Source organism: Actinomyces stomatis, from assembly GCF_031292835.1.
Classification (GTDB): domain Bacteria; phylum Actinomycetota; class Actinomycetes; order Actinomycetales; family Actinomycetaceae; genus Actinomyces; species Actinomyces stomatis.
Window position 1 is genome coordinate 46,509 of sequence record NZ_JASPEP010000005.1, and the last position, 23,523, is coordinate 70,031.

The window sequence follows — 23,523 nt, forward strand, 5'->3', positions numbered from 1 at the left end:
CTCCGGGAACAGGCCGTATTGATTACCAGTTACCCCAAGTGACCGCACACTGCGGCCCCCATCCGCTCGTCAGGAGAGTCATGATTCACGACGTCGTCATTGTCGGCTCCGGTCCCGCCGGCTACACAGCCGCCATCTACGCGGCCCGTGCCCAGCTCAATCCGGTCGTCCTGGCCGGTTCGGTGACTGCAGGCGGCGCCCTGATGAACACGACCGAGGTGGAGAACTACCCCGGTTTCATCGAGGGGATCCTGGGCCCCGAACTCATGAACCAGATGCAGGAGCAGGCCGAGCGCTTCGGCACCGACATCCGCTATGAGGACGTCACCGCTCTCGAGCTGGAGGGCGACGTCAAGCGCATCACCACCTCCGATGGTGTCTACGAGGCCCGCACGGTCATCATCTCCACCGGCTCGGAGTACCGGCACCTGGGGATCGACGGGGAGGAGCGCCTCTCCGGCCACGGTGTGTCCTACTGCGCCACCTGCGACGGGTTCTTCTTCAAGGACCAGGACATCGTCGTCGTCGGCGGTGGGGACTCGGCCATGGAGGAGGCCACCTTCCTGACCCGCTTCGCCCGCTCCGTGACGGTGGTCCACCGCCGCGATGAGCTGCGCGCCTCGGCCGTCATGGCCAAGCGCGCTCAGGAGGACCCGAAGATCTCCTTCGCCTGGAACTCGCGAGTCGTCGAGCTTCACGGTGAGGACTCGCTGACCGGTGTCACCCTGGAGGACACCGTCACCGGGGAGCGCCGCCGGCTCGAGGCCACGGGCCTGTTCGTCGCCATCGGTCAGGTGCCGCGCAGCGAGCTCGTCGCCGACGTCCTCGAGCTCGACGAGGCCGGCTACATCAAGGTCGAGGTGCCCTCGCAGCGAACCCGCATTCCCGGGGTCTTCGCCTGCGGTGACGTCGCCGACCCCACTTACCAGCAGGCGATCACGGCGGCCGGATCCGGCTGCCGCGCCGCCCTGGATGCCGAGCACTACCTGACTACTCTGCAGGCCTGAGGGTAGCGCCCTCCACCCGGCACAGGCGGGCAGGCTCCGCCCCATCCCGACTCACCCATTCACAACGTTCGAGGAGAACAATCATGTCCCAGGCTCTCGCCGTCACCGACGCCACCTTCGAGGAGGAGGTCCTTAAGTCCGAGGTGCCCGTCGTCATTGACTTCTGGGCCGAGTGGTGCGGTCCCTGCCGCCAGATGGCGCCGATTGTGGACGAGGTCGCCGCCGACTTCGGTGACAAGGTCAAGTTCGTCAAGGTCGATGTGGACGCCAACCCGGCCACGGCCCGTTCCTACGGCGTGCGTTCCATCCCGACCTTCGCGGTGGTGCGCGACGGCGAGGTCTTCCACCAGTTCAGCGGCTCACGCCCGAAGGCCTCCTTCAAGGCCGAGGTGGAGAAGGTCCTGGCCTGAGCCCGAGGCCCCGTCCTTTTCTCTCACTTTCACGCATCGGCCCCGCCGAGCACCCCTCCAGGTGTCTCGGCGGGGCCGATGTTCTGTCCCACTGGTTGTCTGATGTCTGGTCTCACCGCCAGGCGGTCGTCACCGCGTCTGTCACCCACCGCCACCGCCCCGTAGAATCGCACCGGAATCGCACGCGGCACCAGGGCATGCGACACGGCAAGAAGGCGGCACATGCAGCACACCCAGTACATCTCCACCCGTGGCCAGATGGCGGCAGCCGGGTTCACGGACGTTCTTCTGGCGGGCCTGGCACCCGATGGTGGCCTGGCGGTACCCAACCGGCTGCCCGTTCTGACTCCCGGGCAGATCGAGGCCTGGAGGTCCTTGGGGTACGCCGACCTGGCCACGGAGGTCATCGGCCTGTTCGCCACGGACATTCCCCGGGACGACCTCGCCGCGCTGAACCGGGCAGCCTATGGCCAGGAGCGGTTCCCGCAGCCGGTCGTTCCCGTCACCGGGCTCGACGACGTCGCCGACGGTCTCGCCCTTGTGGGCCTGTCCGAGGGACCGACCATGGCCTTCAAGGATCTGGCCATGCAGTTCCTGGGGCAGGCGATTCCCTATGTTCTGGCCAAGCACGGCCAGGTCCTCAACATCCTGGGAGCAACCTCCGGCGACACCGGCTCGGCGGCCGAGCACGCTTTCAGGGGACAGGACGGCGTCAGTGTCTTCATGCTCTCGCCGGCCGGTCGCATGAGCCCGGTGCAGCGCGCCCAGATGTACACCCTCCAGGACGCCAATATTCACAACATCGCGGTGCGCGGTGTCTTCGACGACTGCCAGGCGCTGGTCAAGGCGCTGAGCAATGACGCGAGCTTCAAGGCAGCCCATCACCTGGGCGCCGTCAACTCCATCAATATCGGTCGGATCGCCGCACAGGCCGTCTACTACGTGTGGTCCTGGCTGAGGATCACCGACGCGGTGGAGGAGGGGCGTCGCGCCGACCACCGCGTCGACGTGTGCGTGCCCTCGGGCAACTTTGGCAACATCTACGCCGGCTTCCTGGCCCGGTCCATGGGGGTGCCGATCCGCCGTCTCATCCTGGCCACCAATGAGAACAACGTGCTCGAGGAGTTCTTCACCACTGGCGTCTACCGGCCACGTTCAGCGGAGGACACCTTGGCCACCTCCAGCCCGTCAATGGACATCTCGAAGGCCTCCAACCTGGAGCGCTTCATCTGGGCACTGCTGGGGCCGGAGGCCTTCGAGCAGCGCTGGGCGGAGCTGGAGACCACCGGAACGCTCGACCTGCGCGATCAGCTCCCGCGGCTACGCGAGGAGTTCGGCTTCGTGGCGGGCACGTCCTCACACGCCGACCGGCTGGAGACCATCCGCAGCGTCAAGGAGCGCTCCGGGCGCCTCATCGACCCGCACACGGCCGACGGCGTCACAGTCGCTCTGCGTGTCATGGAGCCCGGTTTCCCCACCCTCGTCATGGAGACCGCCAAGGCCGCGAAGTTCCCGCAGACCGTGGCCGAGGCACTCGGGAGCGAGCTGGAGACTCCCGACGTCGTCGCCGATCTGCTCGCTCAGCCCCAGAAGGTGGAGACGATCGACAACGAGGAGGCTCCCTTGCGAGCCCTCATTGAGGAGCGCGCCCTGAGGCGCTGACCGGCGCCGACACGCAAGGCTCCTCACCGCGCCGCACATCGTGCCCACGATGTGCGGCGCGTCCTTGTCCGGGCTGCTTCGTCGTCCTGACCCACGCGTAGCGATTCCCGTGTTTCACGTGAAACATCGCGGAATACTCCTGGCCGCGCCGGCTCCTGACCACTGCTGCGTCCGTGGCAGACTTGGGTCCACGGACGCAGCAGTGGCGACCAGGGAAGGACCTCAGGTGAGTGAGAGCAGTAACCAGGTGAAGGGCAACCGACTCGATCCGTGGCTGGACAGCTATGCAGCACGAGCCCACGGTCTGCGTGCCTCGGAGACGCGGTCGCTGTTCGCCGTCGCCTCACGTCCCGAGGTCGTGTCGCTGGCCGGCGGAATGCCCAACCTCAAGGACCTCCCGCTGGAGCATCTGGCCGAGGCGACCTCGCGGATGATCCGCGAGGATGGAGGCCGGGCGCTGCAGTACGGGAACGGTCAGGGCATGCCACAGCTGCGTGAGCAGATCACTGAGGTCATGGCTCTGGAGGGCATCAGAGCCGACCCGGAGGACGTCATCGTCACCACCGGCTCTCAGCAGGCCGTCGACATCATCGCCGAGCTCTTCATCGACCCCGGCGACGTCGTCCTGACCGAAGCACCCACGTACGTCGGTTCACTGTCGATCTTCGCGACCTACCAGGCCGACGTGCAGCAGGTCCCCATTGATGCCGGAGGTGTCATCCCTGAGGCCCTGGAGGACATGATCATCCGCCTCGAGCGGGAGGGGCGTCGCATCAAGTTCTTCTACTGCCTGCCCAACTTCCACAACCCCGCCGGAGTGACGCTCACTGAGGGGCGTCGTCCGCAGATCATCGAGATCTGCCGGCGCCACCACATCCTCATCGTGGAGGACAATCCCTACGGTCTTCTGGGCTTCGAGGGGCAGACCTACACGGCGCTCAAGACCCTCGCGCCCGACGACGTCGTCTACCTGGGGTCCTTCTCCAAGATCTTCGCTCCGGGATACCGCGTGGGCTGGGCCGTGGCTCCACCGGCCGTGCGGGAGAAGATGAAGCTGGCCTCAGAGGCAGCCATCCTGTGTCCGTCGTCGATGGGCCAGTTCTCGATCTCCATGTACCTGGACCAGTTCGACTGGAAGCAGCAGATTGTGGACTTCCGTGCCATGTACCAGGAGCGACGCGACGCCATGGTGTCGGCGCTGGAAGAGTTCCTGCCCATGTGCCACTGGAATGTCCCCGATGGCGGCTTCTACGTGTGGGTACGGCTTCCGGAGGGACTCGACGCCAAGGACATGCTGCCACGCGCGGTCACCAGCCTGGTTGCCTACGTCTCCGGGACCGCCTTCTACGCCGGTGGTAGGGCGGGGCAGGACCATCTGCGACTGTCCTTCTGCTATCCCGAACCGGCTGATATCCGCGAAGGAGTGCGGAGGCTATCCGGCGTCGTGACCCGTGATCTCGAGCTGCTGAATCTGTTCGGCCCCACCCACAGTCCCCATCCGTCCGAAGGCGTCCACGCGCCCGCACCCGACCAGATCTGAGGTTGACGATGAACCAGTCTCCACTCCGTATCGCTGTCCTCGCCGGCGGATTGAGCCACGAGCGCGACATCTCCCTGCGCTCAGGGCATCGTGTCGCCCAGGTGCTCAAGCACCTCGGGCATACCGTCCTCGTCCTGGATATCGACGCACGCACCATTGGATCACTCAAGACCTTCGGACCCGACGTCGTCTGGCCCTTGGTCCATGGCGGCCCCGGCGAGGACGGGGGCCTGCAGAATGTGCTCATCTCCCTGGGGCTGCCGTATGTCGGCACACACTCAGACGGCTGCCAACGGGCCTCCTTCAAACCGACGGCAAAAGCGAGCGTCCGCACCGGAGGAGTGATCACTCCTGATTCGTTGACGCTTCCACAATCCTATTTCAGTCAACTGGGAGCGCAGGAGGTTCTCTCCGTCGTCGCAGGTCATCTGGGACTTCCGGTGGTGGTGAAGCCCCATCAGGGGGGTTCTGGCCTCGGTGTCTCTTACGCATCGACGGCAGATGAGCTGCGCACCGCGATGGTGGCCTGCTTCGCTTACGATGAGCGCGCGCTCATCGAGCGTTATGTCGCCGGGACGGAACTTGCGGTCTCCGTTGTCGATACAGGAGAGGGGCCACGTGCGCTTCCCCCCGTCGAAGTAGTCACCGATGGACAGTATGACTTTGACGCACGGTACAACCCTGGCCGCTCGGAGTACTTCGTCCCTGCTCGGCTGGATGACGAGGTCATCGAGACGGTGAAAGCCACTGCTGTCACGGTGCACACCACCCTTGGACTGGGTAACCTTTCACGAACCGACCTCATTCTCGACGATGACGGGACGCCGTGGTTCATTGACGTCAACGTCATTCCAGGAATGACAGAGACGTCCTTGCTGCCCATTGCGGCCGAAGCAGAGGGATCGTTAGACGAGCTGTATGACGCGTTGGTGAGGAACCCGCTGGTTCATCCGTAACTCCGGCTCAGTTTCACGTGAAACGGTGGCTCCACTCATATCGAGTGGAGCCACCGCCATATTCTGCCACCGCCCCACGGCGACATTCTGTCGATATTGACAGCACTCGTTGCTTGGCCCGGGATACTTCATCAACGGTAGCAACACGGTCTCTGGTTTCACGTGAAACCAGAGCAGGTAGCTGTCGGTCATCGCTCCCTGAAGCGAGACCTTCCCCCTCATTGGAGCACATCAACCCCGAGCGGGGTAGGGGTTGACTCTCGCAGGAGCTTCCTACATTGCCTCATCGGCATGGCGATATTATCGAGACGATAAGAGGACGAGCATGAGTGCAGGCGGGGTTCCCTGGTTTCACGTGAAACCTGATTCCGCGACTTCCGCACGCCCATGCCCTTTGCAGGAGGTTCGCTTCCTTCGCCCGTAGAACGACCTGCTTCGAGTTCATACCGTTCGCATCCTCGCCCACCCGTCCTCTTTTCGGTGCGCGCTCAACACCCGCGCTACATCGGGAAGCGGAGGCCCTATCGACGATGGATGAGCGTCTCAATCGTCGTCATGCGCTGATGAATACAGACCGGCTGGCTTGGTTTCACGTGAAACCAGGAGTCAACCGTATCGTCCGACAGGGCCTCACGTGCCTTCACAACGCCTGTGCCCGTCCTCCGAAGGCTGCGTCATGTCCCGCCCTGTTAGCGCACTCATTGATGCTCAGGAAGCTCAGACACGCATTCGGAGTGCATTGTGTTCCCATTCAGATAGTGGATGTCCAGAACGCTAGAAGGCGAAGAAGACTGAAGAGATTGGTGCGGTCCTGCATGGAAGGAACGCCCCATCGGTTTCGGCAGAGGCGACGGCAGTCTCTCCAGTAAAGAGAGGCCCGGGCATGTGTCGGCACCCAGTATGAACAGTCGACATGGCCTTCCTTGTTTCACGTGAAACCAGGCGGGGCCCGAGGCATCACCGAATGCGCGCCTCTGAACGTGGGGATATGGTCGCCTGATTGCGGGGAGATGACCTCACAGTGCAAACCAGGAACGGAGATCTCGTCACCACATGCGAAACGGCTCGTGCTGGGCTCCTCCGAACCCTGAGAGGAACAACCTCTCCCAGGAGCCGAGGCGTTCAAGAACAGCGGCTACGTTCGGGGCACTATCATCCCGGACAGCGCGACCGTACTGACGTTCATTGCAATCTGGCGGCTGCTGTTCCGCCCGCGTATTCGAAGCTTTCGCCAGGCCCGGCCCCGGTCTTGGTCGACTGACTCCTGCCCCTTTCTCCGGAAGCCATATGACGGCAGCGTTCGAAACAGGACTACCCTGGGCCCACCATCGGGGAGTGCACCCACGTGAAAAACACAGAGAGAGGTCCTGAATTCGTGCACTATAGATGATGGACTCCTCGACTGGAGCCGGCGTCTCCGTTATCCCTGCAATGCGTCTCGCCTCCACAGACGAGCTCCTGCCCAAGATGCCATGAGCGACACCTACTCCGCCCCACTCCTCCAAAACAGGTCCTAAGCCGTTGACACGCAACGGCACGTGTCGAAGCCCTTCGCACTCTGTTGTTCTTCATGGTTTCACGTGAAACCTGCTCAGAAGCACTAAGCGCTATAGCCCACACGCAAAGGACATTCTGCCGGAGCACATCGAAGCGATGGATGAGCTAGCTGTCCCTTCTTGATACGCGGCATGTGAACCGAGGAGGGGCTAAAGCCAGACTCTTCATCGTGCAGACGCATCTCCACGGTAGGCCTTCGATTCCATGAAGACATCGTCGTCTGGTAGCAGTCCTCGCTCGCTGGTGGATCAGCATCAGATCTGAGCCGTCTTCGTACGCGACAAGGGGACCGTTCTCTTCTTCTGGGAAGGGGTCGCGAGTTCGAACCCGCCCGCCGGTGTGAGTTCGAAAGAAGAGCGGTAGCCATACCCACCGTTGGTTTCACGTGAAACCCCACAGAGGTTCCCCGCGTACCGCAATAGAGCACCGGTCGTACCTCCGTACGCGCAGAAGCACGTGAATCGCCTGTCCTTCCTTGATGTCCAGCGCGCGATTCGAGGGAACCAGAGCCCGGCTCTCTTCGTACTGATCCATCTCACGGGCACACCTACCCGATGCCCACAGCATCATTCGACCGCAGGCCTTGCACACACAGAGCTCGATTCTGGCCTGAGTCCTGTTTCTACGTGAGGGCAGTGGCTGGTCTCTCTTCCTGGGGAAGGGGGCTGGATCACCGGATCATCACACCCGACGGTGTGGGCCTCATCTGAACTCGATTCAGTTCCATCTGAGGAGTCTGAAGGAAGAGTGCCACCGCTTCTTCTCTCCTTGTTTCACGTGAAACTGCCAGTGTCACAGTACGCTGCATGACCTCACTGCATCCGACCCACAGGTTCTAGAAAGCGCACCCGCACACAAGTCTCAACCTCGGTGATGGACGGAGGTAACAAGTCAGCACATCAAAGAGAGGGGTCAGCCAGGATGCTGATCATGACAGGTGCCAGGACAACCCACCCCTACCCTGTACTGATGAGCACCATCCGCCTTGGGTTTCACGTGAAACCGTTGGCATCACGTGAGACTGCATCGCCTTGACCTCTCCAATACGGTTCCTGCACCGCGTATCAATGCCCGCATATCGACGTAGGTCAGGTGCGCGATGAGAAGTCGGTGTTCTCCACACGAGCTGTCTGCAACGCCCAGGCAGTGGGGCTCACCGAGAACACCCGCCCCCTACCCCGAGAGAATGGGGCAGGGCGCGCCTCGGTTTCACGTGAAACCAAAGGGAACTGCGTTCCTTTCCCGGAACAGCTGGACCCGCAAGGACATACCTGTAGACAAGACCGGAACGCTTGAGAGCGTCATCGGATTTCCCACTCCCTACGCTGCGTTCTGTCGGGTACCCGCCACCACTATGCGGGAGCATCTGAACAGGAGCATGGATGTCCCATCGGGTGTCTTGAGGCGTAGCCTGCAGGGCTCCCTACAGATCATCCTGGTGAGGCTTCGTCCGCTACCACACCAGACCTGCTGACGTCGCAACGCTCCGGCCGTCCAGCGTGAGCCGTTCAGTCAGCATGTGATCCCATATCCATATCACCGAGCGTCAACTATCTCTCGGTACACCCCAAGGCCCTATAGGCTCTGATTCCCTTGTTTCACGTGAAACCTTGGGAGCACTACAGTTCCGACTCCAGCGCCACGCTTTGCTGTGCCCGTCGGCATCGCAGCAACAACAGTGATACGTGAACCTGTTTCACGTGAAACCTCGCGGATACTGATGATGATCCGATTCCGGCGCTGTACGCTAAACCGCCCTATCCGTCCCCTATGACGACGACCAATAGATGCGCGCTGAGATGCACACTCACGTGTTTCACGTGAGACCTCGAAACCACCGACAACCAAGTTCTGTAGCGTTCGCTGCGCCTGTTGATCCTCCTGATATCGTCGAAGAACACACAGGCGCATGCTGGTTTCACGTGAAACACGAGGCCCCCCCACCCACAGCGTCCCCTATTCGCCCCAGCGACCAGAGACAACGGTGGGGCCGAGACATTCAATGTCTCGGCCCCACTGTGCTCACACTATGAGCTCAGGCTATTCCTCGTCGAGAGATGTCCCAGGCGCTAGTGCATCGACCAGACGAGCGAGGTCCTCATCTCCGGCGAATTCAATGGTGATACGTCCCTTCTTCGCTCCCCGTGTCACCTTCACGCGGGTGTCGAAGGCATCGGACAGTCGAGTCGAGAGGGCCGGGAGAGGGGTACTCCGAGCACGCAGTACCTTTGGCTGATCCGGTCCCGGCTCGGGTTCCTCGTGGAGGGCGACGAGTTCCTCCGTCGCACGCACCGAAAGCCCCTCGGCCACCACGCGTTGAGCGAGTCGCTCCATCTCGGCCGCATTGGGGAGACCCAGAAGTGCGCGGGCATGTCCCGCTGAAATGACATTCGCTGCGAGCCGGCGCTGCACCAACGGGGGCAGCTTCATGAGGCGCAAGGTATTGGAGATCTGCGAACGTGACCGGGCGATTCGCTCAGACAGCTCCGCGTGAGTGCACTGGAAGTCCTCCAAAAGCTGCTGGTAAGCCGCGGCCTCTTCCAAGGGGTTGAGCTGGACACGGTGCAGGTTCTCCAGCAGTGCATCACGCAAGAGGTCGACATCGTCCGTGTCCCGAACGACTGCTGGAATCGTCTCCAGGCCTGCTTCCTTGGAAGCACGAAGACGACGCTCTCCCATAATGAGTTCATACCGCAGCTCCTCACCCGGAGCAGTCGGCACCTGCCGCACCACGATCGGCTGCAGGAGACCCACTTCTGCAATCGAGGCCGCCAGTTCGGAGATGTCCTCTTCATCGAAGACCTGACGAGGCTGGCGGGGATTCGGGTGGATCAGTTCCACCGGAATCTCAGCGAAACGGGCTCCCGGCACGGGGACAAGACCATCAGCATCCGCTGCGTCATGCTCGCCATCGGTCTCCGCGGCAACTTCGGTATCCCCACCATCAGAGGCATCCGACGACGGAGTCTCTGTGGACTGCTCATTCTCAGAGCCGGAGAGCTCGCTATCGGTCACCGCAGGCTGCTCCTCCTCCGTTTCACGTGAAACATCAGGAGTGGCTGGCGTTGTAGTCGGTTCTGGGACTGACACCTCCGTCACTTCATCCTCGACGACCACAGTCTCGTGCGGCGGCTCCTCCACCGGAGCGGACACAGTCTCCGTAGCCTTCTTAGCAACAGGCTTGGGAGCAGCCTTGGCAGCTGAACGAGTCCGCTTCGCGGAGCTGGCCGACGACGATGCCTTCGAGGCCTTCTTCTCCTCCGTCTGAGTCGCAGCCTTCGAATTCGGCGTGGTTTCACGTGAAACCGACGTCGTCTGTTTGCTCTGTGCGGTCGTCTTGGATGCGGTCGTCGAACGGGCCGAGCGACCCTTGGATCCACGCTTCCGCTGAGAAGGAGCCAGAAGAGCAGCAGTCAGATCGTGAGTGCTCCGTGCTTCCGAAGCCGGCTCAGGCTCCGGGGCGACATGCTCGGTATGAGCAGCCGCATCGTCATGACGCGACTCGTCCTTCCGCGATTCAGGGAAGAACACATCGGAAGGACGAGACGCAGCAGGCGTTTTCTCCTTCTGCGCCTCTGGAATCAGCGCCTGCAGACCCCGTCCGAGTCCGCGCCGTTTCTGAGCCATCAGGCTTCCTCGCCTTCAATTCGGGGAGCGCCCCGCAGAGCGACCTCACGAGCCATTTTCTTGTACGCAATTGCGCCGGTGGACCGGGGATCCCAGAACACCACGGGAGCACCGAAGGAGGGGGCCTCGGCAACACGGATGGAACGTGGCACCTTGGTGTCCAGCGTCGCATCAGGGAAATAGGAACGAACTTCGGACTCCACCTCACGTGCCAGGGTGGTCCGTCCGTCAAACATGGTGAGCACAATCATGGAGACTCCCAGTCCCGGATTGTGAATGCGTGCGATCCTGTCAATGGAGCGCGTCAACAGGGCAAGTCCCTCGAGAGCGTAGTACTCGGCCTGCATGGGGATGAGAACCTCATCCGCAGCGACGAAGGCATTAATCGTCATAATGCCGAGGCTCGGTGGACAATCGATGATGACGTAATCGAGGGGTTCCAGACCGTCGGTTTCACGTGAAACCAGGTAGTCCACAAGCGCACGCCGAAGACGCGACTCCCGCTCAGCGGTGGAGATGAGCTCTATCTCAACAGCGGCCACGTCAATAGTCGCGGGTACGCACCACAGGGACTCGCAGAATCGCGTCTTAGCGACAACGTCCTTGATGGGCATCGCATCGACAAGGACGTCGTAAATGGAGGCACTGTCCTCGTCGTGCTCCACCCCCAGTGCTGTTGAGGCATTTCCTTGTGAGTCCGCGTCGATAAGCAGGACGTGCAACCCGCCTTCAGCTAAAGCAGCTGCAAGATTCACTGCGGTCGATGTCTTTCCGACGCCACCTTTCTGGTTGGCGACTGCGATGACACGAGTCCGCTCGGGATGTGGGAACTCTCCACCCGCTACCTCGTCTAACGCGAGGTGCTCGGCCTGGAGCTGATCGAAGATAGACGATCCGGACAAACCTGCTTCTCCTCGGACGGTGACCCAACAGCCCGAGCCAGTCGGGCAGTTACGAGTCTACGCGAGCAGGTCGATCCTTACGCGTTACACCGAACGCGCGCCGTATCTCAACGGTTCTTCGGGCGGCGGATCTCAACGACAACTGTCTTTTCGTCACCGGCGGTGACAACCTCATGAACGACAGCCACTGATAACTTTGCCTTTTTAATGACATACTTGGCGTCGTCGACCTCGTCCTGTGCCCTCATGCCCTTGAGGGCCAACAGGGCACCCCCCGGGCGGAGCAACGGCGCCGTCAGCCGCACCAGCTTGGACAGGTTCGCCACCGCGCGAGCCGTCACCACGTCATAGCGGTCCTTGACCTCCTCGGCCCGGGCCCGCCGAATGGTCACATTGTCCAGGTCCAGCTCCTCGACGACGTCGGAGAGCCACTGAGTGCGTCGCTCCATCGTCTCAATGAGCGTCACATCGAGGTCGGGTCGCAGCAGCGCGACGACGATGCCGGGAAAGCCGGCGCCGGAACCCACATCGACCACGCTTCCCCGGGCCGGCAGGAAGGGGACGACGGCTGCCGAGTTGACGATGTGCCGGCTCCACAGGCGGGGAAGCTCACGCGGCCCGACAAGACCGCGCAGCTCACCCTCCTCAGCGAGCATCTGCGCGAAGTGCTCCGCCGCGGAGAAGGAGACCCCGAAGATCTCCCGCATCTCCGCCGTCGGCTCCTCCACCTGGGCCCGCTGCTCCTCACTCATGCTCAGGACTGCTCCGAAGCGGAGTCGTCAGCCGCATCCTCGGTGACGTCGGCCTCGTCGACGCCCTCCTCGTCCGTCTCATCGGCGGGCAGGACCACCACGTATCGGTGAGGCTCAGCTCCCTCGGACTCGGAGACCAGCCCGGCGGAGGCAACGACATCGTGGCACACCTTGCGCTCGAAGGGGTTCATCGGCTCCAGGCTGACGGCCTCTCCCGAGGTGAGTACCTTGGTGACCGCCTCCTGGGCGACCTTGGTGAGCTCGATACGACGATCAGCGCGGTAGCCGTTGATGTCGAGCATGAGACGGGAACGGTTGCCGGTGCGTGCCTGAACCGCGAGGCGGGTCAGCTCCTGAACGGATTCCAGCACCTCTCCGTCGCGTCCAACGAGGTCGGCGAGCTCGCGCTCATCACCCTCCTCGGAGGCGACCACGGCAATGGAGGCTCGCCCGTGATCGATGTCGATATCGATGTCACCGCCCAGGTCGGCGATGTCAAGGAGCTCCTCCAGGTAGTCGGCACCGATCTCGCCCTCCTCCTCGAGGCGCGAGACGGTGTTGCTTACGGGGCTGCTCACGGTCTCCTCCGCTGACTGCTGGGAGGAGTCGTTACTGTGCTGCTCACTCATAATGTCATCCGTATCTGTGATGGGAACCGGGTTTCTCGCCGCTGAGCACGCGTCAGCGGTTGTGCTTCTTCTTGGCCTGGGCCTTGCGTCGGGCCGCCGCCTCGCGCCGCTGGCGAGCTCGGCGCTCATAACGACGTCGAGCGATCTCCTCATCGCTGAGGCCACCACTCTTGGACGACGTCGAGTCCTTCTCCTCGTATCCGTCCTCGAGCTGCTCGACATCGGAGTCATCGGCGCCGTCGGCAAAGGTCTCACTGCGAGACTCGCCGTGACCGCCGGACTTCTTCTGCCGGTTCTTGCGCACCGGCTGCACCCGCTGGCCTCCGGTACGGCCCTCGGCCTCGGCCTTGGCGACCGCCTCGGCCCGTTCCTCCTCCTCCAGGGAGGGCAGGCCCTTGCGCGCCCGCTTGGCATTGATGCGGGCGCGGTACTTCTTCTCAGCCTCGCTGCCGGGGGCGGGCATGTTGCGGATGGTGAAGTACTGCTGCCCCATGGTCCACAGGTTGGAGATGACCCAGTAAACGAGCACACCGATCTGGAAGTTGACGCCGGAGACGGCGAAGATCACCGGCATCACGTACAGCATCATCCGCTGGGAACGGATCATGGGGTTGTCGGAGTTGAGGGACTCCGTCGACATGTTCTTCATCGACAGCTGCGCCATGGTGTACCACTGCGTCACCGACATGATGATGATCATGGCGACCGTGACGACCTTGACCTGCGTGTCGGAGCTGCTCAGGAAGGAGGAGGACAGGCTGGCGCCGAAGACGCTGGAGTTCTGGACCTGCTCGGCCAGCTGCTGCGTGAGCGGGCCGATCGAGGGGCGGCCGTACTTGCCGCTGGCGACAGCGCCCAGTGAGGCCAGCACGCGGAAGAGGGCGAAGAAGATGGGCATCTGCACCAGGATCGGCAGGCAGGAGGCCATGGGGTTGGTCCCGTGCTTGCGATAGAGCGCCATCATCTCTTCGTTCATGCGCTGGCGCGACTCGGGATCCTTCTTGCCCTTGTACTTGGCCTGCAGCTCCTGCAGCTCCGGCTGGAGGAGCTGCATTCCGCGCGAGGCGCGGATCTGCTTAACGAACAGCGGCATGATGAGCAGCCGCACCACGATCGTCAGACCGATGATGGACAGCACCCAGGCGACACCCGGTCCGTCGGGGAACCCGACAAGGACCAGGGCCTTGTGGATCGTGACCATGACCCAGGCCACCGCCACCTTGAGGGGCCATAGCAACGTGTCCATCCGTACTCCTTGTATGAGGGTTCTCGTGCGAGAGCGGTATCAGTGTGAGCTCAAGGACTGAGCCGACGTCGTAACCATCGGTTCAACGGGATCGATCAGGGATCCTCGACCGTGAACCTCGGAACGTCACGGGGGTGGTGATATCGCCACTGCCCCTTGTCCGGGACATGATCGACTCCACCGGGGGTCAACGGGTTGCATCGCAGCAGACGCCAGAGGGCCAGCAGCGTGCCCTTGATCGGACCGTGCACCTCCAGCGCCGTGACGGCGTAGGCCGAGCACGTGGGGTAGTAACGGCAGGAGGCCGGCAGAGCCGGAGAGATGAAGCGCTGGTAGAAACGCACTGGAGCCAAGAGGACTCGCGCCAACCATCCGTTCATCGCTCACCCTCGCCCGGCCGGCTCACCGCCGGCGCCCTTCGGTCTGATGCTCCCGGCACCGGCTCAGAAGCCGATCCAGGTCCCGTCCCAAGGTGCTGCTGTCGGCGCCGTCGGCACCTGCCAGTCCGCGCACGACGACGCGGGCTCCTGGTTCGAGGGACCCGACCCGTTGTGCCATGAGGGCTCTCACCCGGCGCTTGACGCGGTTGCGGCGGGTCGCCAGCGGGACCTGCTTCTTGGGCACGACGACGCCGACGAGAGCCGGGGAGTCATCCCCTCTCCCGCCGGCGTGGTAGTGCACGACCAGCCTGCGGTTCCCGCAACGCGTACCCCGACGAATCGCGGTAGTGAAGTCCTCACCCCGCGCTAATCGGTGCGCCGCGCCGAGCACCTCAGGCGGCGAGGCGAACGCGGCCCTTGCGGCGCCGCGAAGCGAGGACGGCGCGGCCTGCGCGGGTGGACATGCGCTTGCGGAAGCCGTGCACCTTGGCACGACGACGGTTGTTCGGCTGGTAGGTCCGCTTGCTCACGGGCTTAACTCCTGCTTGAGGTGATCGGAACAGTGCATCGCGAGGTTCACGGCACTGTCGCTCGTGCGGCTGCCCCATGGTTCGGGACCTGACTCCGCGCGAACGTCTGCAACAGCCTACGTTTGGCCCTCTTGCCGGTCAAACGAATGTGGCCGACTGTGACCACTGTGACCGATGACGTCATCCACATTCTCTTCACACGTCATCCACAACCGAGCCGGTCCGTGTCCACGGCTGTGGGAAGCAGTCCGTCCACAACCTTGCGGATATGTGGATAACTCACTGATCTGTGTGTATCTTCTCAGAAGCCCTGTCAACGGCTACACATCTGTCATTCCCCGGGCTCGCACCGCTTGATCGGAGCTACTCACACATACTGTTTTCAGAGTTTATTCTGAACGCTGCCTGTGAGCCATCGCTCTCTGTGTCCCCAGGTGTGGACAAGGCTGTGGAGAACCAGCATGATGGGACGCCCGGTCAAGACCTTCCGGTTCGCCAGTTCCACACAACCCTGTCATCATCGACGCAGGGCCCTGGCCGGCGTCGGTCGGGCTGCAGTCACCGGGTTCACCCACCATGCCGATCAGGAGTCCGTCGTGCCCGACGCCGCCAACACCAAATGGCTCTCAGCCCTTGAGGTGCTCTCCAGCTCCGGAGAGCTGGGTCAGGGCAAGATGTCCATGATTCGCATGACCCATCTCATCGATGTCGACGGCACACTCGTCCTCGTCGTCGGATCGGCCTTCGCCAAGGACATCGTCGAGCAGGCGCGCGCTCCCATCAGCGCCGCCATCAGTCAGGTCTGGGGACGCCCCATGCCCATGGAGGTCACGGTCGACACCTCCTCAGAGGTGTCGCGCGCACCCATGCCCCCTGTGGCTCCCGAACCCGTCAACCTGGCGACTGTCGCCCCCGCGCCGACATCCTCTCCATCCCCCTCGGTCTCACCGCAGATGTCGGGTCCCTCCACTGCGTCGGCCATATCCGCTGCGCCGGCCGCACCAACGGTGCCCGCTTACGCCGAACAGCTGGCAGAGCCCTCGCCGTACTCGGCGACCACCCCCTCACCGATGTCTCATTCCCAGGCCTCCGCCCCCTCGGCCCCGTCGACGATGTCGGGTTCCCTTCCCGCCAGGTCGGGACTTCCCGGCACCTACAGCCCCGGGACCACCGGTGCCCAGAACCCCACCGGACTGCTGACGCCCACCGCAGCCCATGACGTCTCCCAGCTCAATCCGAGATACACCTTCGACACCTACGTCACCGGGTCCTCCAACCGTTTCGCTCACGCCACGGCACTGGCCGTGGCCGAGGCTCCGGCCCGCGCCTACAACCCCCTGTTCATCTACGGCGGCTCCGGCCTGGGCAAGACGCACCTCCTGCACGCCATCGGCCACTACGCCCAGACCCTCAACCCGGGAATCCGCGTCAAGTACGTCAACTCCGAGGTCTTCGTCTCAGACTTCATCGCCTGCGTGCGTGACGGCAACCAGGACGACGGCCGCATGGAGGGGTTCAAGCGCCGCTACCGCGAGGTTGACATCCTCCTGGTCGACGACATCCAGTTCCTCCAGGGCAAGGAGTCGACCCTCGAGGAGTTCTTCCACACCTTCAACTCCCTGCACTCCTCGGGCAAGCAGGTCGTCCTCACCTCCGACCAGCCCCCCAAGGCCCTCGGTGGGCTCGACGAGCGACTGCGCTCCCGCTTCGAGTGGGGCCTGCTGGCCGACGTCCAGCCCCCTGACCTGGAGACCCGCATCGCGATCCTCTCCCGCAAGGGCACCGCCGAGGGCCTCGACCTGCCCTTCGACGTCCTGGAGTACATCGCCTCGCGCATCACCACCAACATCCGCGAGCTCGAGGGCGCACTCATCCGGGTGACGGCCTTCGCCTCCCTCAACAAGCAGCCCGTCGACCAGACCCTGGCCGAGATGGTCCTCAAGGACATCATCTCCGACCCCGAGGGCCAGGAGATCACGACCTCCCTCATCATGGCGCAGACCGCCGACTACTTCGGCATCACCATCGACGACCTGTGCTCGGCCAACCGCTCACGCACCATGGTCTCGGCCCGCCACATCGCCATGTACCTGTGCCGCGAGCTCACCGACCTCTCCCTGCCCAAGATCGGGCGGGAGTTCGGCGGGCGCGACCACACCACCGTCATGAGCGCGGACAAGAAGATCCGCACCCTCATGGCCGAACGGCGCTCCACCTTCAACCAGGTCACCGAGCTGACCAGTCGCATCAAGCAGGCCGCCCAGTCACCCGCCTGATCCGACGACGGAACACATCATTCACGCGACTGACAGATGTGGTCCGGTGAAGGTGCTCGAAGGCGTGGACGGGACTGGCGGGAGCGCCGCGAGGAACGAGCGGCGCGGATGGTTGCCAAGAGTGCCTTCACCGGACCACGTCAACCACTGCTGTGGACGATGCTGAGGACGGCACGTGGAGGAGCGAGCGTGTCGCTGTGGAGGTACGGCAGTACCACTGTGGAATGACATGCATGTCATTCAGCCTCTCCACCGATACCCCTGTCCGCTCACCAGAACCACCCACGTGTCGTTCCCCAACACCATTGGCGTCATAACGGCGAAAGATCCTGTTATCCCCAGCATCCACACGTGCTACTACACCTACAAACCCAAATGACATGAATCGCGAAGCATGATCGGCCAACGAGGCCCGACCGGACCCCGGGCGCTTGTCATTCAGGGAGGCTCATGGGATGAGCATGAGTGATCGCTGGTGACAGGGTGACTCCCACGGACTACCGTCTACACTCTCGACCCAGGACTGCGTTCCCAGCGACGCGGCTCCGATGACGACGATCCGTCGGCGACCTGCCGGCACCCACGTTTCCTCTTCGGCTCAGTAGTGCCACGACGCCTACCGACCGACTGACCACGATTGACGGAGGCACCTACCGTGAAGCTCAGGGTTGACCGAGACATCCTCGCCGAAGCCGTCACCTGGACTGCACGTTCCGTGCCCGCCCGCCCGCCGGTGCCCGTGCTGGCCGGGGTACGGCTGGAGGCCAAGGGCTCCAGCCTGGTCCTGGCCTCCTTCGACTACGAGGTCTCGGCCCACTGCGAGGTGGCCGCCGACGTCGAGGAGGACGGCGTCGTCCTCGTCTCCGGACGACTCCTGGCCGATATCGCCAAGGCGCTGCCGAACAAGCCCGTCGACCTGGAGGTGGACGGCAACAAGGTGGCCGTCTCCTGCGGATCGGCCCGCTTCTCCCTGGCGGCCATGGCCGCTGACGACTATCCGGCGCTGCCGGTCATGCCCGCCGTCGCCGGAACGATCGACGCCCACGACCTGGCTCGCGCCGTCGGCCAGGTCTCCATCGCCGCCTCCCGTGACGACACCCTGCCCCTGCTCACCAGTGTCCAGATCGAGGTCGAGGGCAGCTCGCTGGTGCTCATGGCCACCGACCGCTATCGCTTGGCCATGCGGGAGCTGACCTGGTCGCCGGCCAACACCGAGCTGTCCACCACTGCCCTGCTCAAGGCCCGCACCCTCTCCGACGTCGCCAAGTCCCTGACCTCTTCCGGTGACGTGACCGTGGCCCTCAGCAGCGAGTCGGCGGCCTCCAGCCTCATCGGTTTCGAGGCCGGGGGCAGGCGCACCACCTCTCTACTCACCGACGGCGACTACCCGCCGGTGCGCCGGCTCTTCCCGGAGTCCACCTCGATCCACGCCACCGTGGGCACCGACGAGCTCATGGCGGCCGTGCGCCGCGTCAGCCTCGTCGCCGACCGCTCCACCCCCATCCACATGTCCTTCACCCAGGGCAATCTGGAGCTCGACGCCGGACAGGGCGACGATGCCCAGGCCACCGAGCAGCTCGTCGCCCACCTCGAGGGCGATGACATCTCCACCGCCTTCAACCCCGGTTACCTCCTCGACGGCCTGGGTGCCCTCAACCAGCCCTACGTCCGCCTCGACTTCACCCATGCCTCGAAGCCCGCGGTGCTCACGGGCATGGACTCCATCGGGGGCACCGAGGACTCCTCCTTCCGCTACCTGCTCATGCCGATCCGCTTCGGAGCCTGAGACCCGACGGTGCATGTACGTCTCTGACCTCTCCCTGGACGACTTCCGCTCCTACCGCAGCCTGGTGCTGTCCCTGGAGCCCGGCCCCAGTGCCTTCGTCGGCCCCAACGGGCAGGGCAAGACCAACCTGGTCGAGGCCATCGTCTACCTGGCGACGCTCTCCTCCCACCGGATCGGTGCGGACACCGCCCTCGTCCGACGGGCGGCACCGGGTCAGGCCCAGCCGGCCGGCGCCGTCGTGCGCGCCCGGGCCGTCCATGGAGAAAGACCCAGTGTCCTGGAGATCGAGATCATCGCCGGCAAGGCGAACCGGGCCCGTCTCAACCGGGGCAGCTGTCGGCCCCGCGACCTGCTCGGGGTGCTGCGCGCGGTCGTCTTCGCCCCCGAGGACCTCTCCCTGGTGCGCGCCGAGCCCGGGGTCCGCCGGGGGTTCCTCGACGACCTGGTGGTCGCGCTGCGCCCGGGCCTGGCCGGGGTGCGCGCCGAGCACGACAAGATCCTCGCCCAGCGCGCCAGCCTCCTGAAGTCCGCGCGCGCGGCCCGCTCATCAACTGCCTCCATGCTCTCCACCCTGGAGATCTGGGACGCCCAGCTCGCCGCGGCAGCCGCTCGGCTCATCGCCGCCCGTGTCGACGTCGTTCGGCGCCTGCGCCCCTGGGTCGCCTCCGCCTACGAGACCGTCTCCGGGGCCTGCGGGCAGCGTTCCCGTGCTCAGATCGCCTACCGCGCGAGCCTGCTGACCCACGAGGGATCCCCGGAGCCCGACCCTCACGACGAGTCGGCCTGGCTCGCCGGAGAGGAGACGCTTCTCGATGAGACCGCCCTCGCCACGCGCCTGGAGAGCGCCATGGGCGAGCTCCACGCCCGCGAGATCGACCGCGGCGCGAACCTCGTCGGGGCGCACCGTGACGATCTCTCCCTGTTCCTCACCGGCCTGCCCGCCCGCGGATTCGCCTCCCACGGCGAGCAGTGGTCCCTGGCCCTGGCGCTGCGTCTGGCCTCCTACGACATGCTGCGCACCGACGTCGACGCCTACGGGGGCGACGGCGAGCCGGTACTCATTCTCGACGATGTCTTCGCCTCCCTCGACGAGCAGCGCCGCCGCGCTCTGGCCCAGATGGTCGCCGGAGCCCAGCAGGTCCTGCTGACCGCCGCCGTCGACGACGACGTCCCCGCCGAGCTCGCCGGTGCCCGGTACCGCGTGGCCGACGGTGAGGTCACCCATGGCTGAGCCCTCCCCGCCCACCGGCGACGGCCCGCTTCCCGATGTCCTGGCCCAGCGCGCCCTGACCCGTCAGCGCGCCCAGGCCTGGGAGAAGGGAGCCAGTCGCGTCCCGGCCCGCAGGCTGCGCGAACCGGCGGGTGGTTCCGGGAGCAACGACGCGCAGCAGGCGGCGCCCTGGGACCAGCGCCGCGAGCTGGCCCGGGCATTGGGCCAGAACCCGGACGACCCGGCCGACCGGGGCCCGGGACTGGCACGGGGACGCGACCGGCCCGGCCCCACCCCCTTCGATCCCCGCACCGGGCAACGCGAGCTGCGCCGCATGGTGGCCGACAACGGCTGGGCCGGAAAGCTCGCGGTGGCCGGCGTCGTCGTCCGGTGGCGGACCATCGTGGGCGATCAGGTCGCCGAGCACTGCACCATCGAGTCCTTCGACGCCGGATGCATCACTCTGCGCGCCTCGTCGTCGAGCTGGGCCCAGCAGCTTCGACTCCTCCAGCCCACCATCGAGGCCCGAATCGTTGAGGCCCTGCACTCAGGGCCCGGCGGTCGCCAGGCCGGAGGAATCAGCACCGGCGACGGGGTGGAGCTGCGGATCCTGGGGCCGGCCGGTCCCTCCTGGAAGCGTCGGGGCGTCGGCCTGCGCGGCACCCGTGGTCCGCGCGATACCTACGGGTAGTGGGACTGCGGGTATCATCGTCAACGCGCCGGTCGGGGCCGTCGTCGTCGGAAAATCACGGGGCGGATGCCGGGCACCGGGCGATGCGGTGATCCGCGTGAGACAGAGGTGACCACGGGCACGCTCCCAGCTGCTCACGGTGCAGCGGTTCACGGGCCCGTCTACGCTAGAATGCGGTGAAACCGCCCAAGGTGCGCCCAGGACCGTCCTGATGTACCCACCTACGTGTGCGCACGATCCTCCTCAGGATCGTCGTGTGAAGGGGCCGGACGGAGACATCGGACCACTGAGGTCCCGATGCGCACAGATTGAGGAGCAACTGACACGTGTCTGACCAGGACGCCACTGTGAATCACGATTACGGAGCCTCGGACATCACCGTCCTCGAAGGGCTCGAAGCGGTCCGGAAGCGCCCCGGCATGTACATCGGTTCCACCGGTGAGCGGGGCCTGCACCACCTCGTCTACGAGGTCGTCGACAACTCCGTCGACGAGGCCCTGGCCGGTTACTGCGACCACATCGAGGTCACCATCCTGGCCGATGGCGGCGTGCGCGTCAGCGACAACGGCCGCGGCATCCCGGTCGACGAGCACCCCACCGAGCACAAGCCCACCGTCGAGGTCGTCATGACGATCCTGCACGCCGGAGGCAAGTTCGGAGGCGGCGGCTACGCGGTCTCCGGCGGTCTGCACGGCGTGGGCATCTCCGTGGTCAACGCCCTGTCCACCCGGGTGGACACCGAGGTCCACCGGCAGGGATTCGTGTGGCGCATGTCCTTCGCCGACGGCGGCCGCCCCATCACCGAGCTCGTCAAGGGCGAGACCACCGAGTCCACCGGAACCACCCAGACCTTCTACCCGGACCCGAGCATCTTCGAGACGGTCGACTTCGACTACGAGACGCTGCGTCGTCGGTTCCAGCAGATGGCCTTCCTCAACAAGGGCCTGCGCATCACCCTGACCGACGAGCGCATCGGCGTCCAGGACGCCGGCGACGAGATCGCCGGGGACGACTCCGCCCCCGACGCCCCCGAGGTCGGCTTCCGCACCGACTCCTACTGCTACGAGCACGGCCTGCGCGACTACGTCGCCTTCCTCAACAAGTCCAAGAAGGCCGAGCTCATCCACCCCGAGATCATCGATTTCGAGGCCGAGCAGTCCCTGGGCGAGAACCACTCCATCAGCCTGGAGATCGCCATGCAGTGGACCAGCGCCTACTCCGAGTCGGTCCACACCTACGCCAACACGATCAACACCACCGAGGGCGGTACCCACGAGGAGGGCTTCCGTACGGCGCTGACCACCCTGGTCAACAAGTACGCCCGGGACAAGGGCCTGCTCAAGGAGCGCGACGACAACCTCACCGGTGACGACATCCGTGAGGGGCTGACGGCCGTCATCTCCGTCAAGCTCTCCGAGCCGCAGTTCGAGGGGCAGACCAAGACCAAGCTCGGCAACACCGAGGCGCGCACCTTCGTCCAGCAGACGGTCTACGGCCAGCTCGGCGACTGGCTGGACTCCCACCCGAGCGACGCCCGTGCCATCATCACCAAGGCCTCCCAGGCCGCCGCCGCGCGCCTGGCCGCCCGCAAGGCCCGCGAGGCCACCCGCCGCAAGGGCGTCCTGGAGTCCGCCTCCATGCCGGGCAAGCTGCGCGACTGCTCCTCGAAGAACGCCGCGGACTCCGAGATCTTCATCGTCGAGGGCGACTCGGCCGGCGGCTCCGCCGTCGGCGGCCGCGACCCCGAGCACCAGGCGATCATGCCGATCCGCGGCAAGATCCTCAACGTGGAGAAGGCTCGCCTGGACCGGGCCCTGTCCTCCGACACGATCCGCAGCCTCATCACGGCCTTCGGTACCGGTATCGGTGAGGACTTCGACATCACCAAGCTGCGCTACGGCAAGATCGTCATCATGGCCGACGCCGACGTCGACGGCCAGCACATCGCCACCCTCCTGCTGACCCTCCTGTTCCGCTACATGCGGCCCCTCATCGAGCACGGCCACACCTACATCGCCATGCCGCCGCTCTACCGGCTCAAGTGGTCCAACGCCGAGCACGAGTTCGCCTACTCCGACGCCGAGCGCGACAAGCTCCTGGCCGCCGGACAGGAGAAGGGCCGCCGCCTGCCCAAGGACGGCGGGATCCAGCGCTACAAGGGTCTGGGCGAGATGAACGACCACGAGCTGTGGGAGACGACCATGGACCCCACGACCCGGATCCTCAAGCAGGTCACGCTCGATGAGGCGGCCGACGCCGACGAGACCTTCGCGATCCTCATGGGCGACGACGTCGAGCAGCGGCGCTCCTTCATCCAGCGCAACGCCTCCGACGTCCGCTTCCTGGACATCTGAGCGGCACC

Annotated in this window: 18 protein-coding genes; 10 read left to right on the forward strand and 8 right to left on the reverse strand. The window is 64.7% G+C overall.

Annotated features, from left to right (window positions below; genetic code table 11):
* Positions 1 to 80 precede the first annotated feature (80 nt).
* The 5 genes from trxB to RIV12_RS04765 all read left to right on the forward strand — a co-directional run bounded on the left by trxB (position 81) and on the right by RIV12_RS04765 (position 5,575).
* Positions 81 to 1,007, forward strand: a complete 927-nt coding sequence (trxB, locus tag RIV12_RS04745) for a thioredoxin-disulfide reductase (RefSeq protein WP_309322527.1) — start codon at positions 81 to 83, stop codon at positions 1,005 to 1,007.
* A gap of 83 nt (positions 1,008 to 1,090) precedes the next feature.
* Entirely contained in the window at positions 1,091 to 1,417 is a 327-nt protein-coding gene (gene trxA / locus RIV12_RS04750; protein ID WP_309322529.1) for a thioredoxin, read from the forward strand.
* 222 nt (positions 1,418 to 1,639) lie between these two features.
* Positions 1,640 to 3,079 carry a threonine synthase gene (gene thrC, locus RIV12_RS04755; protein ID WP_309322531.1) on the forward strand — a complete coding sequence of 480 codons (1,440 nt, stop codon included), beginning with the start codon at positions 1,640 to 1,642 and terminating at the stop codon, positions 3,077 to 3,079.
* 226 nt (positions 3,080 to 3,305) lie between these two features.
* Complete coding sequence (locus RIV12_RS04760; protein WP_309322533.1) at positions 3,306 to 4,619, forward strand: aminotransferase-like domain-containing protein; 1,314 nt, start codon at positions 3,306 to 3,308, stop codon at positions 4,617 to 4,619.
* Positions 4,620 to 4,627: 8 nt separating this feature from the next.
* Positions 4,628 to 5,575 carry a D-alanine--D-alanine ligase family protein gene (locus RIV12_RS04765; RefSeq protein ID WP_309322535.1) on the forward strand — a complete coding sequence of 316 codons (948 nt, stop codon included), beginning with the start codon at positions 4,628 to 4,630 and terminating at the stop codon, positions 5,573 to 5,575.
* 3,597 nt (positions 5,576 to 9,172) lie between these two features.
* On the opposite strand, the gene RIV12_RS04770 is transcribed toward RIV12_RS04765, so the two are convergent.
* The 8 genes from RIV12_RS04770 to rpmH all read right to left on the reverse strand — a co-directional run bounded on the left by RIV12_RS04770 (position 9,173) and on the right by rpmH (position 15,198).
* On the reverse strand, positions 9,173 to 10,759 hold the full coding sequence (locus tag RIV12_RS04770) for a ParB/RepB/Spo0J family partition protein (protein ID WP_309322537.1): 1,587 nt from the start codon (positions 10,757 to 10,759) through the stop codon (positions 9,173 to 9,175).
* Complete coding sequence (locus tag RIV12_RS04775) at positions 10,759 to 11,661, reverse strand: ParA family protein (protein ID WP_003788519.1); 903 nt, start codon at positions 11,659 to 11,661, stop codon at positions 10,759 to 10,761. Before RIV12_RS04775 ends, RIV12_RS04770 begins: the two co-directional genes overlap by 1 nt.
* 107 nt (positions 11,662 to 11,768) lie before the next feature.
* Entirely contained in the window at positions 11,769 to 12,413 is a 645-nt protein-coding gene (rsmG, locus tag RIV12_RS04780; RefSeq protein WP_309322539.1) for a 16S rRNA (guanine(527)-N(7))-methyltransferase RsmG, read from the reverse strand.
* A gap of 2 nt (positions 12,414 to 12,415) precedes the next feature.
* Positions 12,416 to 13,042, reverse strand: a complete 627-nt coding sequence (locus tag RIV12_RS04785; RefSeq protein ID WP_309322541.1) for a Jag family protein — start codon at positions 13,040 to 13,042, stop codon at positions 12,416 to 12,418.
* 52 nt (positions 13,043 to 13,094) lie between these two features.
* Positions 13,095 to 14,288 (reverse strand): membrane protein insertase YidC, encoded by a 1,194-nt coding sequence (gene yidC / locus RIV12_RS04790; protein WP_309322543.1) that lies wholly within the window; start codon positions 14,286 to 14,288, stop codon positions 13,095 to 13,097.
* Between the two features lie 95 nt (positions 14,289 to 14,383).
* Positions 14,384 to 14,668: a membrane protein insertion efficiency factor YidD gene (yidD, locus tag RIV12_RS04795; RefSeq protein WP_075417936.1), complete on the reverse strand. Its 285-nt coding sequence runs from the start codon at positions 14,666 to 14,668 to the stop codon at positions 14,384 to 14,386.
* A 22-nt stretch (positions 14,669 to 14,690) separates the two neighbouring features.
* Entirely contained in the window at positions 14,691 to 15,059 is a 369-nt protein-coding gene (gene rnpA / locus RIV12_RS04800; RefSeq protein WP_075417937.1) for a ribonuclease P protein component, read from the reverse strand.
* A 1-nt stretch (position 15,060) separates the two neighbouring features.
* Positions 15,061 to 15,198 carry a 50S ribosomal protein L34 gene (rpmH, locus tag RIV12_RS04805; protein WP_003788507.1) on the reverse strand — a complete coding sequence of 46 codons (138 nt, stop codon included), beginning with the start codon at positions 15,196 to 15,198 and terminating at the stop codon, positions 15,061 to 15,063.
* A gap of 596 nt (positions 15,199 to 15,794) precedes the next feature.
* Here rpmH and dnaA point away from each other — a divergent pair.
* From dnaA to gyrB, 5 genes are all read left to right on the forward strand, one after another.
* On the forward strand, positions 15,795 to 17,474 hold the full coding sequence (gene dnaA / locus RIV12_RS04810) for a chromosomal replication initiator protein DnaA (protein WP_075417970.1): 1,680 nt from the start codon (positions 15,795 to 15,797) through the stop codon (positions 17,472 to 17,474).
* Positions 17,475 to 18,129: 655 nt separating this feature from the next.
* Positions 18,130 to 19,260, forward strand: coding sequence for a DNA polymerase III subunit beta (gene dnaN / locus RIV12_RS04815; protein ID WP_309322545.1), 1,131 nt, complete (start codon positions 18,130 to 18,132; stop codon positions 19,258 to 19,260).
* A gap of 13 nt (positions 19,261 to 19,273) precedes the next feature.
* A complete protein-coding gene (gene recF, locus RIV12_RS04820; protein ID WP_309322547.1) occupies positions 19,274 to 20,491 on the forward strand; it encodes a DNA replication/repair protein RecF in 1,218 nt (405 codons plus the stop codon).
* Positions 20,484 to 21,161 carry a DciA family protein gene (locus tag RIV12_RS04825; protein ID WP_309322549.1) on the forward strand — a complete coding sequence of 226 codons (678 nt, stop codon included), beginning with the start codon at positions 20,484 to 20,486 and terminating at the stop codon, positions 21,159 to 21,161. The genes recF and RIV12_RS04825 overlap by 8 nt, the downstream gene beginning before the upstream one ends.
* Before the next feature lie 326 nt (positions 21,162 to 21,487).
* The gene (gene gyrB / locus RIV12_RS04830; RefSeq protein WP_075417940.1) at positions 21,488 to 23,515 is read left to right on the forward strand and encodes a DNA topoisomerase (ATP-hydrolyzing) subunit B; all 2,028 of its coding nucleotides are present in this window, start codon (positions 21,488 to 21,490) and stop codon (positions 23,513 to 23,515) included.
* The last annotated feature ends 8 nt before the right edge of the window (positions 23,516 to 23,523 follow it).

Excerpts from the sequence above, each read along its gene's own strand:
- thrC (WP_309322531.1), top strand. The coding sequence starts at position 1,640 with ATGCAGCACACCCAGTACATCTCCACCCGTGGCCAGATGGCGGCAGCC.
- rsmG (WP_309322539.1), bottom strand. The coding sequence starts at position 12,413 with ATGAGTGAGGAGCAGCGGGCCCAGGTGGAGGAGCCGACGGCGGAGATG.
- RIV12_RS04785 (WP_309322541.1), bottom strand. The coding sequence starts at position 13,042 with ATGAGTGAGCAGCACAGTAACGACTCCTCCCAGCAGTCAGCGGAGGAG.
- RIV12_RS04825 (WP_309322549.1), top strand. The coding sequence starts at position 20,484 with ATGGCTGAGCCCTCCCCGCCCACCGGCGACGGCCCGCTTCCCGATGTC.
- recF (WP_309322547.1), top strand. The coding sequence starts at position 19,274 with ATGTACGTCTCTGACCTCTCCCTGGACGACTTCCGCTCCTACCGCAGC.
- yidC (WP_309322543.1), bottom strand. The coding sequence starts at position 14,288 with ATGGACACGTTGCTATGGCCCCTCAAGGTGGCGGTGGCCTGGGTCATG.
- trxB (WP_309322527.1), top strand. The coding sequence starts at position 81 with ATGATTCACGACGTCGTCATTGTCGGCTCCGGTCCCGCCGGCTACACA.
- trxA (WP_309322529.1), top strand. The coding sequence starts at position 1,091 with ATGTCCCAGGCTCTCGCCGTCACCGACGCCACCTTCGAGGAGGAGGTC.
- RIV12_RS04770 (WP_309322537.1), bottom strand. The coding sequence starts at position 10,759 with ATGGCTCAGAAACGGCGCGGACTCGGACGGGGTCTGCAGGCGCTGATT.
- yidD (WP_075417936.1), bottom strand. The coding sequence starts at position 14,668 with ATGAACGGATGGTTGGCGCGAGTCCTCTTGGCTCCAGTGCGTTTCTAC.
- RIV12_RS04765 (WP_309322535.1), top strand. The coding sequence starts at position 4,628 with ATGAACCAGTCTCCACTCCGTATCGCTGTCCTCGCCGGCGGATTGAGC.